At 63.0% G+C, this 11,837-nt stretch carries 11 protein-coding genes; 6 read left to right on the forward strand and 5 right to left on the reverse strand.

The features are described 5' to 3' along the window. Window positions 1-182: 182 nt before the first annotated feature. From AC13D8_RS19940 to uvrB, 5 genes are all read right to left on the reverse strand, one after another. A complete protein-coding gene (locus tag AC13D8_RS19940) occupies window positions 183-464 on the reverse strand; it encodes an aspartate aminotransferase (protein ID WP_482970275.1) in 282 nt (93 codons plus the stop codon). 126 nt (window positions 465-590) lie between these two features. Continuing rightward, window positions 591-1,517 carry an HNH endonuclease signature motif containing protein gene (locus tag AC13D8_RS19945; protein WP_482970276.1) on the reverse strand — a complete coding sequence of 309 codons (927 nt, stop codon included), beginning with the start codon at window positions 1,515-1,517 and terminating at the stop codon, window positions 591-593. Between the two features lie 82 nt (window positions 1,518-1,599). Further along, complete coding sequence (locus AC13D8_RS19950; protein WP_482970277.1) at window positions 1,600-1,872, reverse strand: type II toxin-antitoxin system RelE/ParE family toxin; 273 nt, start codon at window positions 1,870-1,872, stop codon at window positions 1,600-1,602. Beyond that, on the reverse strand, window positions 1,865-2,086 hold the full coding sequence (locus AC13D8_RS19955; RefSeq protein WP_482970278.1) for a hypothetical protein: 222 nt from the start codon (window positions 2,084-2,086) through the stop codon (window positions 1,865-1,867). The genes AC13D8_RS19950 and AC13D8_RS19955 overlap by 8 nt, the downstream gene beginning before the upstream one ends. Window positions 2,087-2,118: 32 nt before the next feature. Beyond that, window positions 2,119-4,320, reverse strand: coding sequence for an excinuclease ABC subunit UvrB (gene uvrB / locus AC13D8_RS19960; protein ID WP_482970279.1), 2,202 nt, complete (start codon window positions 4,318-4,320; stop codon window positions 2,119-2,121). Between the two features lie 284 nt (window positions 4,321-4,604). Between uvrB and acs the strand changes: the two genes are divergently transcribed. The 6 genes from acs to AC13D8_RS19990 all read left to right on the forward strand — a co-directional run bounded on the left by acs (window position 4,605) and on the right by AC13D8_RS19990 (window position 11,831). Further along, window positions 4,605-6,539 carry an acetate--CoA ligase gene (gene acs / locus AC13D8_RS19965; protein WP_482970280.1) on the forward strand — a complete coding sequence of 645 codons (1,935 nt, stop codon included), beginning with the start codon at window positions 4,605-4,607 and terminating at the stop codon, window positions 6,537-6,539. A gap of 13 nt (window positions 6,540-6,552) precedes the next feature. After that, window positions 6,553-7,239 carry an adenylate kinase gene (locus AC13D8_RS19970; protein WP_482970357.1) on the forward strand — a complete coding sequence of 229 codons (687 nt, stop codon included), beginning with the start codon at window positions 6,553-6,555 and terminating at the stop codon, window positions 7,237-7,239. A gap of 68 nt (window positions 7,240-7,307) precedes the next feature. After that, window positions 7,308-7,568: a DUF4212 domain-containing protein gene (locus AC13D8_RS19975; RefSeq protein WP_050662583.1), complete on the forward strand. Its 261-nt coding sequence runs from the start codon at window positions 7,308-7,310 to the stop codon at window positions 7,566-7,568. Window positions 7,569-7,582: 14 nt separating this feature from the next. After that, the gene (locus AC13D8_RS19980; RefSeq protein ID WP_482970281.1) at window positions 7,583-9,364 is read left to right on the forward strand and encodes a sodium:solute symporter family protein; all 1,782 of its coding nucleotides are present in this window, start codon (window positions 7,583-7,585) and stop codon (window positions 9,362-9,364) included. A gap of 115 nt (window positions 9,365-9,479) precedes the next feature. Beyond that, a complete protein-coding gene (locus tag AC13D8_RS19985; RefSeq protein ID WP_482970282.1) occupies window positions 9,480-11,321 on the forward strand; it encodes a DUF294 nucleotidyltransferase-like domain-containing protein in 1,842 nt (613 codons plus the stop codon). 3 nt (window positions 11,322-11,324) lie between these two features. After that, window positions 11,325-11,831, forward strand: a complete 507-nt coding sequence (locus AC13D8_RS19990) for a hypothetical protein (RefSeq protein ID WP_482970283.1) — start codon at window positions 11,325-11,327, stop codon at window positions 11,829-11,831. Window positions 11,832-11,837: the final 6 nt, after the last annotated feature.

An 11,837-nucleotide genomic window follows, 5' to 3' on the forward strand; every position in this document is an offset into this window, starting at 1 on the left:
GTGCCGCCCGGAAGGCCAGCGCGTTTTCGACATGACCGTGTCGGATTCTGGCGAAGGGTGGCGAACCGGGGTTAACGGGCGGAAATCAGGCGATTTTGGCTGTCGGCATCCCGTCGGTATCCTGTCGGTATTGCGTCGGTGGGGTTTGGGGCGCGGGGAGCGGGTTAACGGGGCGTGATCTGTCAGACAGTCGTGCTTCGTCCGATTTCTTTTGAAGAAATCGGGGGGGCGCCGGGGATGAGCCAGCGGATCGGGGCGCGGTTGCAGAAGATGATGATCTGGCCCGAGTTCTCGATCACCCGATAGCCGCGCCGGTCGATCTCGCGCAGGAAGAGGTCCATGTCGGCGAAGCGCTCAATGTCGCGCGCTTTGCGCCGGATCACGGTGCCCTGTTGGACGGATTTGGAGGTGAAGAGGTCATGCAGCCAGACCTCGGGCGTGAGGGGAGAATTGCGGTTTTGCATGATGTGAGCATGCGGGGCGGTTGGTTAAGGGGAGGTTAAGGGATGTAGGGTGGGGGATGCCCCGTCGGTGCGGGGTGGTGCGGGGATGGTGGGTTGGCACCCCCGCGGCGTTCTTGATGTATCACTCTATACAGGTTCAAGAGCATGAATACCCAGTGCCACAGGCGTAGCATTTATAATCAGTTCTTTTGATTCTTTTCTGATATCCTTGATTAGAAGGAGTGCTCCAATCCTAGCATGACCTGAAAAGGTGACGCACTTAGCGGAGGTTCCTAACATCCAGCGAGTATCCACGAAGAATGTAAGTCTAATATTGTTCCGAAAGGTGTATACTTCACGAATAGCATAGTTGCTTTCTTTTTGATGATCTCGGAAGCGGAAACCGCGAGAAACGAAAATTAGCGAGCCCGGCTGAGCTAGCCGCTTGAGGGCAGTTCTCGTTAAGCCTTTTGTTGTCACATAGCCGACGGAACGGCATTTGATTAAATCTGAAATTGCATTGGCGTAGCAGTAATTGAGCCTGTGTCCTTCTGGGAACGGTAAGCGTTCAAAAATTGAATTCGACAAAAAGTTCTTGCTCTCTGGGAAAAGGGCATCAGAGTAGGGGAGCCCATACTCATCAATGAAACCTCGATCATAAAGATGATAGCCTTCGGGATAAGTGTTTAGTTTAAGTCCGTGAATTCTACAAAGCTGAGTTAGTCGCTCTATGTTAATGCATGGCCAGAGTATATGGTCAGCCGTTTCTTTTTGCGATATTGGATTCCCAGTAATTATAGTCTTTTCCCGGCGGCTTCTTACCTCCGTTTCCCATTTTAATTTAACCGCGCGTACTCGTTCTTGAGAAAAGTTACTTGTAAGGCCTCTTTGTGTGTGCGCTTCACCATGATGCTCTTGGCAAAGTGCTACGAGATTGGAAGCCACATTATTGGTTGGATCACCGTCAATATGGTGAAGCTGAATATTCGGCTTCTGGCACACAGCGCAGGCTTGAGCGCTGGCGTACCGCACATCAAAAGCTAACTCCCTGGGAATGGGTGGACGCTTCACCATCTTCACCTCCCCCGCCGCTTCACATTTCCCCCGTGCTGCCCCGGTCGTCCCGCCGTTGACCGACCACGCGCTTTACTCTCCCTCACCCCCGCCTCGGATGCAACACCTCGACGATTTCCACCCGCCCCCCCCGCACCCTGTAGATCACTCGATACCGATAGCGTGTGGTGACGTGGTAGCGCAGGCCGGTGCCGTCGATGCGGCGGCCCATGTGCGGGAAGTCCGCGATCAATTCTGCCAAGCGTTCGACCTCGGACAGCACGGCATCGGCGGCGGCGGGTTTGAGGGGGCGGAGATAGTCGTCTTGTGCGGTCAGGCTGGCCAGCGCGCGGGCGGACCAGAGCGGATCAGCCACGCCGCGCGAAGAGGGTGGCGACGGCCTCGCTGTCGGCGGGCGTGAAAGGCTCGCCGTCGATCCGGCGCAGGTGGGCGCGTTCCTCTTCGGTGAAGTCCGGCGCACCGGCATGGGTGGCGATGAAGCCGTCCACGATCTCGGCCAGCGTGGCGCGTGAGGGCGCATCAAGGCTGGCGTCGGCGCGTTCCATCAGGGTTTGAAGGCGGGTATCCATACGCAGAATATAGGCCGCGCGGATATGCGCCGCTAGCCCTTTTTCCGCCGCTTCACATTCCCCCCGTGCTGTCCCGGTCGTCCCGCCGTTGAGCGACCGCGCGAGCCGACGGCGGCCTCGCTTGCCTTCTCCACCGCCTGCTGACGCGCCAGGGGATCGTCCGCCACGGCCAGATCCACCGCTTCCAGCCGCTTGACCTCGTCGCGCAGCCGCGCGGCCTCTTCGAATTCCAGGTTCTCGGCGGCCTTGCGCATGTCCGCGCGCAGCCCTTCGAGCACCGCTTGCAGGTTCGCGCCCGCCAGCGGCTTGTCGACCTTCGCGGTCACGCGGTTCATGTCCACGTCACCCTTGTAGAGCCCCTGCAGCACGTCCTCGACGTTCTTGCGGATCGTGGCGGGGGTGATGCCGTGTTCCTCGTTATAGGCGAGCTGCTTGGCGCGGCGGCGATCGGTCTCGTCGATGGCGCGCTGCATCGAGCCGGTGATGCGGTCGGCATACATGATCACCCGCCCGTCGGCGTTGCGCGCGGCGCGACCGATGGTCTGGATGAGCGAGGTTTCCGAGCGAAGGAAGCCCTCCTTGTCCGCATCGAGAATGGCGACGAGCCCGCATTCGGGGATATCCAGTCCCTCGCGCAAGAGGTTGATCCCCACCAGCACGTCGAAGGCGCCGAGGCGCAGGTCGCGCAGGATCTCGATCCGCTCGATGGTGTCGATGTCGGAATGCATATAGCGCACGCGGATGCCCTGTTCGTGCAGGTATTCGGTCAGGTCCTCGGCCATGCGCTTGGTCAGCGTGGTGCAGAGCGTGCGATAGCCTGCCTCGGCCACGCGGCGCACCTCGTCGAGCAGATCGTCGACCTGTGTCTCGACGGGGCGGATTTCGATCTGTGGGTCGATAAGGCCGGTAGGGCGGATCACCTGCTCGGTGAAGACGCCGCCGGTCTGCTCCATCTCCCATGCCGCCGGGGTGGCCGAGACGAAGACGGATTGCGGACGCATCGCGTTCCACTCCTCGAACTTCAGCGGTCGGTTGTCCATGCAGGAGGGCAGGCGGAAGCCGTGCTCGGCCAGCGTGAACTTGCGCCGGTAGTCGCCCTTGTACATGCCGCCGATCTGCGGGACCGAGACGTGACTCTCGTCGGCGAAGACGATGGCGTTGTCGGGGATGAACTCGAAGAGGGTGGGGGGTGGCTCGCCCGGCGCGCGGCCGGTGAGGTAGCGAGAGTAGTTCTCGATCCCGTTGCAGACGCCGGTGGCCTCGAGCATCTCGAGGTCGAATTGCGTGCGTTGCTCCAGCCGCTGCGCCTCCAGCAGCTTGCCCTCGCCGACGAGCTGATCCAGCCGCTGGCGCAGCTCCTTCTTTATCCCGATGATGGCCTGCTGCATCGTTGGCTTTGGCGTCACGTAATGCGAATTGGCGTAGACGCGGATCTTGTCGAAGCTGTTGGTTTTTTCCCCGGTCAGCGGGTCGAATTCGGTGATGCTCTCCAGTTCCTCGCCGAAGAACGAGAGCCGCCATGCGCGATCCTCGAGGTGGGCGGGGAAGATTTCCAGGCTGTCGCCGCGCACCCGGAAGGAGCCGCGCTGGAACGCCTGGTCGTTGCGCTTGTATTGCTGCGCCACGAGGTCGGCCATGATCTGGCGCTGGTCATAATCGCGGCCCACGACCAGGTCCTGGGTCATCGCGCCATAGGTCTCGACGCTACCGATGCCGTAGATGCACGAGACCGAGGCCACGATAATGACGTCGTCGCGTTCGAGCAAAGCGCGGGTGGCCGAGTGGCGCATCCGGTCGATCTGTTCGTTGATCTGGCTTTCCTTCTCGATGAAGGTGTCCGAGCGCGGCACGTAGGCCTCGGGTTGGTAGTAGTCGTAGAAGCTGACGAAATATTCCACCGCGTTCTCGGGAAAGAAGCCCCTGAATTCGCCATAGAGCTGGGCGGCCAGCGTCTTGTTGGGGGCGAGAATGATGGCGGGGCGCTGTGTCTCTTCGATGACCTTGCCCATGGTGAAGGTCTTGCCTGTGCCGGTGGCCCCGAGCAGGACCTGGTCGCGCTCGCCGTCACGCACGCCCTCGCTCAGTTCCGCAATGGCCGTGGGCTGGTCGCCCGCCGGCTCGTACTCGGTGTGCATGACGAAACGCTTGCCGCCCTCGAGCTTGTCGCGCTCCCGCACTTCGGGCGCGGGGTTGGCGAGGACGGGGGGCGTCTTGTCGGAATGGGCGTAGGGCATCGGGTCTCCGTGGCGGGTTGGCTCACAATTGTGCGCTTTGGCCGCGGGATCAAGGGAGCTGGGCAAGGTCGGACCGCTGGGTACATGGCGGCGGGCCATCGAACTCCGAAATAGTAAAGTAATTTACAACTCATTTGCCGTAGACGTCCATATTTTCACATGATTTTCCTTAATAATTTCCTCAACGTTAATTTTTTACCGATTTTGTTGTATCCCCGTCCCGGGAGACGTTTCGGTGCGTGACCACGACGCACGAACACACAAGGGATGGAGGACAACCCGTTATGGACAAGAGTGTAGTTGCCGTTGGGGAAAGCGGATTTCACATCGATGCCGAAAACTATGCGCGCATGTATGCCGAATCGATTCGCGACCCGGAAGGGTTCTGGGGCGAGCACGGCAAGCGGCTCGACTGGATCAAACCCTACACCAAGGTGAAGAACACATCGTTTGCCTATGACGACGTCTCGATCAAGTGGTTCGAGGACGGCACGCTCAACGTGGCGGCAAACTGTATCGACCGGCACTTGGCGGAGCGCGGCGATCAGACCGCCATCATCTGGGAGCCCGACGAGCCCACCGACGAGGCGCTGCACATCACGTACGCCGAGTTGCACGCGCAGGTCTGCAAGATGGCCAATGTCCTGAAAGGCCTGGGCGTTGAGAAGGGCGACCGGGTGGTGATCTACCTGCCGATGATCCCCGAGGCGGCCTATGCGATGCTGGCCTGTGCCCGCATCGGTGCCATCCACTCGATCGTTTTCGCGGGGTTTTCGCCTGATGCGCTGGGCGCGCGGATCAATGGCTGCGACGCCAAGCTGGTGATCACCGCCGATCACGCGCCGCGCGGTGGGCGCAAGACCAAGCTCAAGGACAACGTCAACCAGGCCCTGTTGCATGACACCGACGATGTGAAATGCCTCGTGGTCAAGCGCACCGGCGATCAGGTGGCGTGGCGCGCGGGCCTAGATTTCTGGTGGCATGAAGAGGCCGACAAGGTCGGCACCGATTGCCCGCCCGAGGAAATGAATGCCGAAGACCCGCTGTTCATTCTCTACACCTCCGGTTCCACCGGCATGCCCAAGGGCGTGGTGCATACCACGGGGGGTTATCTCACCTACGCGTCGATGACGCATGAATACACATTCGACTACCATCCCGGCGACATCTACTGGTGCACCGCCGATGTGGGCTGGGTGACGGGCCACAGCTATATCGTCTATGGTCCGCTGGCCAACGGGGCCACCACGCTGATGTTCGAGGGCGTGCCGACCTATCCCGATGCGGGCCGTTTCTGGCAGGTCTGCGAGCGCCACAAGGTCACGCAGTTCTACACCGCCCCCACCGCCATCCGCGCCCTGATGGGCAAGGGCACGGCCCCGGTCGAAGGCAGCGATCTGTCGAGCCTGCGCATCCTCGGCTCGGTGGGCGAACCGATCAATCCCGAGGCCTGGAACTGGTATAACGAGAATGTCGGCAAGGGCCGCTGCCCCATCGTGGATACGTGGTGGCAGACCGAGACCGGCGGCATCCTCATCACGCCGCTGCCCGGCGTCGTGACCGATCCCAAGCCCGGCTCGGCCACCAAGCCGTTCTTTGGCGTGGCCCCCGTCGTGCTCGACGATCAGGGCAACGAGTTGGAGGGGGCGACCGAGGGCGTTCTGGCGCTCAAGGATAGCTGGCCCGGGCAGATGCGCACCGTCTGGGGCGATCACAAGCGGTTCGTCTCGACCTATTTCGAGATGTTCAAGGGCTACTATTTCTCCGGCGACGGCTGCCGCCGCGACGCGGACGGCGATTACTGGATCACCGGTCGTGTCGATGACGTGATCAACGTCTCGGGGCATCGCATGGGCACGGCGGAGGTCGAATCCGCGCTGGTTGCGCATTCGACCGTCAGCGAGGCGGCGGTCGTGGGATATCCGCATGATATCAAGGGGCAGGGCATCTATTGCTATGTCACCCTGATGGACGGGGTCGAGCCCACGGACGAGCTGCGCACGCAGCTTGCCAACTGGGTGCGTCAGGAAATCGGCCCGATCGCCAAGCCGGATGTCATTCAATGGGCACCGGGCCTGCCGAAAACCCGTTCGGGCAAGATCATGCGCCGCATCCTGCGCAAGATCGCCGAGAACGACTTTGACAGCCTCGGCGACACCTCGACGCTGGCCGATCCGTCGGTGGTCGATGATCTCATCGCCAACCGCGCCGCCGCGTGAGGGGGCTGTGATGATGGACGGAATCGACACCCCCCGCACCCAAGCCAACCTTGTCCTGCTCGGGCCGCCGGGTGCGGGCAAGGGCACGCAGGCGCGCATGCTGGAAGACAGCTTCGGGCTGGCGCAGCTCTCTACCGGCGACCTTCTGCGCGCCGCCGTCAAGGCGGGCACGGAGGCGGGGCTCCAGGCCAAGGCGGTGATGGAGGCGGGCGATCTGGTCTCGGACGAGATCGTCATCGCCATCCTTCGCGACCGGCTGGCCGAGCCCGACTGCGCGAATGGCGTCATTCTCGACGGCTTTCCGCGCACCACGGTACAGGCCGAGGCGCTGGATGGGCTGATGGAGGACATGGGCGCAGACATCCGCGCCGCGATCAGCCTCGAGGTGGACGATGCCGCGATGGTGACGCGCATTTCCGGGCGTTTCACCTGCGCGGGCTGCGGCGAGGGGTATCACGACACGTTCAAGACCCCCGCCGTGGACGGCACCTGCGACAAGTGCGGCGGCACGGAGATGACCCGCCGCGCCGATGACAATGCCGAGACGGTGGAGAGCCGCCTGCGCGCCTACCACGCGCAGACCGCCCCGCTCATCGACTATTACGACGGCAAGGGCGTGCTCGCCCGCGTCGATGCCATGCGCGATATCGACGCCGTGGCCCAAGCACTGACCGCGGTGGTCCGAGAGGCTGTCGCGTAAGGGAACGCCCGCGCCGGGATGGTCCCGGCCCGGGCAGGAGGAAACCTTTGACAAAGGGAGGACACGCTTTGTCCGACAAGGAAGCTGCAAAGGCATATTGGAAAACCAATGTGCGCATCATTCTCTGGAGCCTGGTGATCTGGGCCCTGGTCTCGTTCGGGTTCGGCATTCTGTTGCGCCCCATGTTGTCGGGGATCGCCGTGGGCGGCACCGACCTTGGGTTCTGGTTCGCGCAGCAAGGCTCGATCCTGGTCTTTCTGGCGCTGATCTTCTTCTACGCCTGGCGGATGAACAAGCTCGATGCCGAACACGGCGTCGGTGAAGAATAAGGGAGCCGGGGACAATGGATCAGTTTACACTCAACCTGCTGTTCGTGGGCGCATCCTTCGCGCTCTATATCGGCATCGCGATCTGGGCACGCGCTGGATCGACCTCTGAATTCTATGCGGCTGGCCGGGGTGTTCACCCTGTCACCAACGGCATGGCCACCGCTGCTGACTGGATGTCGGCCGCAAGCTTCATCTCGATGGCGGGCCTCATTGCCTTTACCGGTTATGACAACTCGACCTTCCTGATGGGCTGGACCGGCGGATACGTGCTGCTGGCGCTGCTGCTGGCCCCCTACCTGCGCAAGTTCGGCAAGTTCACGGTGTCCGAGTTCATCGGCGACCGGTTCTACAGCCCGACCGCGCGCATGGTGGCGGTGATCTGTCTGATCGTGGCGTCGCTCACTTACGTGATCGGCCAGATGACCGGCGTTGGCGTGGCCTTTGGCCGGTTCCTCGAGATCAGCAACACCGCCGGTCTGCTGATCGGTGCCTGTGTGGTCTTTGCCTACGCGGTGTTCGGCGGCATGAAGGGCGTGACCTATACGCAGGTGGCGCAATATGTCGTGCTGATCATGGCCTATACCATTCCGGCGATCTTTATCTCGCTGCAACTGACGGGCAATCCGATCCCGGCGCTGGGTCTCTTCGGCGATCATGTCGCCTCCGGCGAGCCACTTCTGGCCAAGCTCGACCAGATCGTGCGCGAACTGGGCTTCAACGAGTATACCGCCCATCATGGCGATACGTTCAACATGGTGCTCTTTACCCTGTCGCTGATGATCGGCACCGCCGGTCTGCCGCATGTGATCATGCGCTTTTTCACCGTTCCCCGCGTGGCCGATGCGCGCTGGTCGGCGGGCTGGGCGCTGGTCTTCATCGCGCTGCTCTACCTCACGGCCCCGGCTGTGGGTGCGATGGCACGGCTCAACATCACCGAGCTGATGTGGCCCAACGGCACCGATGCGCAGGCGGTTTCCGTCGAGCAGATCGATGCCGATCCCAAGTATGACTGGATGGCCACGTGGCAGAAGACCGGCTTGCTGGGCTGGGAGGACAAGAACGGCGACGGGCGTATCCAGTACTACAACGACAAGAACGCCGAGATGCAGGAAAAGGCTGCCGCGAATGGGTGGGAAGGCAACGAGCTGACCAACTTCAACCGCGACATCCTCGTGCTGGCCAACCCCGAGATCGCCAACCTGCCGGGCTGGGTGATCGGTCTGGTCGCTGCCGGTGGTCTTGCCGCCGCGCTGTCGACGGCTGCGGGCCTCTTGCTGGCCATCTCTTCGGCGGTCAGCCACGACCTGATCAAGGGACGGTTCAGCCCGAACATTTCGGAGAAGGGTGAGCTTCTGTCGGCCCGTATCGCGATGGCGGCGGCAATCGTGGTGGCCACCTACCTGGGTCTCAACCCGCCGGGGTTTGCCGCGCAAACCGTGGCGCTGGCCTTTGGTCTGGCGGCGGCGTCGATCTTCCCGGCGCTGATGATGGGCATCTTTACCAAGGTGAACAACAAGGGCGCTGTGGCCGGCATGATCGCGGGTCTCGCGGTGACGCTGATCTACATCTTCCTGCACAAGGGATGGTTCTTCATCCCCGATACCAACAGCTTCACCGACGCCGATCCGCTGCTTGGCACGATCAAGTCGACCTCCTTCGGGGCGGTGGGTGCGATGATCAACTTCGCGGTGGCCTTCACCGTGTCGAAGATGACGGCCCCGATCCCGCAAGAGATCGAGGACCTGGTCGAAAGCGTGCGCGTGCCCAGGGGTGCGGCAGCGGCTGTCGATCACTGAGCGAACATGGCAGGGGCGGCGCGGGCCGCCCCTGTCGATTTCCGCCCGCCGGTATTTACGGCTATCACGGGCGCTTTTAGACTGTTTTCAAATACTTCCCCAGAAAGGCCCGGCGATGCGCGAGACCGACCCCGCCCTGATCGACACGCTGTGTGCGCAGGCGCCGTTCGACGCGCTGACGGACGAGATGCGCGCGCGGCTCGCGCCGGACCTCGACCTGGTCGAACTGGCGAAAGGCGAGACGCTCTTTGCCAAGGGCGCGGCACTCAGGGGGCTTTACGTGGTCGTGTCGGGGGCCTTCGACATCCAGACCGGGGCGAATGACCTCGTGTCGCATCGCGGCCCCGGTGACATCATGGGCGAACGTGGCCTGTTGCGCGACGGCACTGCGCAACTGACGGCCCGGACGTCCGAGGATGCGCGCCTGATCCTGATCCCCACGGCGCATTTCCTGGACCTTATGGAGAGTTGTGACGGCATCGCCCGTTGGTTCGCGCGTGCACGGCCTACCGACCCGGCCGACAGCGGACCCTATGCCACAGGTCTCACCGCGCTCCAGGTTTCGGACCTGATGGCGCAACATCCCGTCACCTGCGCGCCGGGCACCACCATTACCGAGGTGGCGCGGCTGATGCGCGACCACGTGATTTCCTCGGTCGTGGTGATGGAGAATGACCGGCTGGCCGGGATCATCACCGCGCATGACCTGACCAACAAGGTCCTGGCCGAGGGGCTGGACGGCAAGATCACGGTGGCGCAGGTCATGACACCTGACCCGGTGACCATCGCGCCGGGGCAGCTGGGCCTCGATGCGCTGATGCTGTTGTCGGAGCTCAAGGTCAATCACCTGCCGGTGGCGCAGGCGGGCCGCGTCGTGGGGATGATCGGCAAGACCGACCTTTTCCGCCAGCAGGCCGCCACCGCGAGCCACATGGTCGCGGACATCGCACATGCCGAGGGCGCGCAGGACATGGCCCATGTGATGGAGCGGGTGCCGGGCCTGCTGGCGCAACTGGTGCAGGCAGGGGTCAAACCCGCCTCGATCACCCGCCGGATCACCGACATCACCGATGCGATCACGCGCCGCCTATTGCGGCTGGCAGAGGCACGGCTGGGGCCCCCGCCCGTGCCGTATCTCTGGGCCGCATGTGGCAGCCAGGGGCGGCGCGAGCAGACCGGCATCAGCGATCAGGACAATTGCCTTATCCTCGATGACGCCTTTGATGCGACGCAACATGACGCCTATTTCGCCGATCTCGCGAAATTCGTCAGCGACGGGCTGGATGCCTGCGGGTTTTTCTACTGCCCCGGCGACATGATGGCGACCAACCCGCGCTGGCGGCAGCCGCGCCGGGTGTGGCGCGCGTATTTCGCGGGCTGGATAGCGCAGCCAGACAACGAGGCGCAGATGCTCGCCTCGGTCATGTTCGACCTGCGCGCCATCGCCGGTGAGACGGCGCTGTTCGAGAACCTTCAGGCCGAGGTGCTGGGGCAGGCGAAAAAGAACTCGATCTTCGTGGCACACATGATTTCCAACGCGCTCAAGCATACCGTGCCGCTGGGTCTCTTCCGGGGGTTTGCTCTTATCCGGTCGGGCGAGCACAAGAACACCATCGACCTCAAGCATTCCGGCGTGGTGCCGGTGGTGGACCTGGGACGCATCTACGCGCTGCTGGGGTCGCTGGAAGAGGCGGGCACCCGCGACCGGATCGAGGGCGCGCGCGCGAGCGGCGTGATCTCCGAGAGCGGGGCGCATGACCTGCTGGACGCCTATGACCTCATCGCCGAGACGCGGCTGCGCCATCAGGCGGCACAGATCGCGGGCGGCCATGGCCCGGACAATTTCATGAACCCGTCCGATCTGTCGGATTTGGAACGCAATCACCTGCGCGACGCCTTCATGGTGGTCAAGACGATGCAATCGGCCCTCGGGCAGTCGCGCGGAGCGAGAGGATGACCCATGTTCTTTGAACTCATTGCCACCTTCGCCGCCGGGATCGCCGCCGCAGGGCTCGCGCTCATCGCTGGTCACCTCACCGGTGGGCGCCTGCCGCGCTGGGCCGTGCCGGTGGCGGCGGGGGCCGCGATGCTGGGCTACACGGTCTGGTCGGAATACACATGGGCCACGCGCACCGTCGAGAGCCTGCCCGAGGGGGTGGATGTTCTGGTCACGGTCGAGGAAAGCAAGCTCTGGAAGCCCTGGACATATCTCGTGCCGCAGACCACGCGGATCATGGCGCTGGACCGCTCGAGCGTGCAGACCAACCAAGAGGCGCCGGACATCCTGCTGGTCGATCTCTACTTTTTCGCCCGCTGGACGCCCCCCGCGAAGCGCCCGCAACTGGTGGATTGTGCCGGTCAGGTGCGCGCCGACGTGAGCGAGGCGGCGCTCGCCGACCCGTCCGAGGCCGCGTGGCGGAGCGCGGATGCGGACGACCCTCTGCTGGAGGCGCTGTGCCAGCCATGATTGAGC

It is taken from the genome of Roseovarius sp. B-10 (assembly GCF_056859295.1).

Coding starts and splice junctions, on each gene's coding strand:
- AC13D8_RS19940 (WP_482970275.1), bottom strand. CDS start 464: ATGCAAAACCGCAATTCTCCCCTCACGCCCGAGGTCTGGCTGCATGAC.
- AC13D8_RS19970 (WP_482970357.1), top strand. CDS start 6,553: ATGGACGGAATCGACACCCCCCGCACCCAAGCCAACCTTGTCCTGCTC.
- AC13D8_RS19985 (WP_482970282.1), top strand. CDS start 9,480: ATGCGCGAGACCGACCCCGCCCTGATCGACACGCTGTGTGCGCAGGCG.
- AC13D8_RS19955 (WP_482970278.1), bottom strand. CDS start 2,086: ATGGATACCCGCCTTCAAACCCTGATGGAACGCGCCGACGCCAGCCTT.
- uvrB (WP_482970279.1), bottom strand. CDS start 4,320: ATGCCCTACGCCCATTCCGACAAGACGCCCCCCGTCCTCGCCAACCCC.
- AC13D8_RS19990 (WP_482970283.1), top strand. CDS start 11,325: ATGTTCTTTGAACTCATTGCCACCTTCGCCGCCGGGATCGCCGCCGCA.
- AC13D8_RS19980 (WP_482970281.1), top strand. CDS start 7,583: ATGGATCAGTTTACACTCAACCTGCTGTTCGTGGGCGCATCCTTCGCG.
- AC13D8_RS19945 (WP_482970276.1), bottom strand. CDS start 1,517: ATGGTGAAGCGTCCACCCATTCCCAGGGAGTTAGCTTTTGATGTGCGG.
- acs (WP_482970280.1), top strand. CDS start 4,605: ATGGACAAGAGTGTAGTTGCCGTTGGGGAAAGCGGATTTCACATCGAT.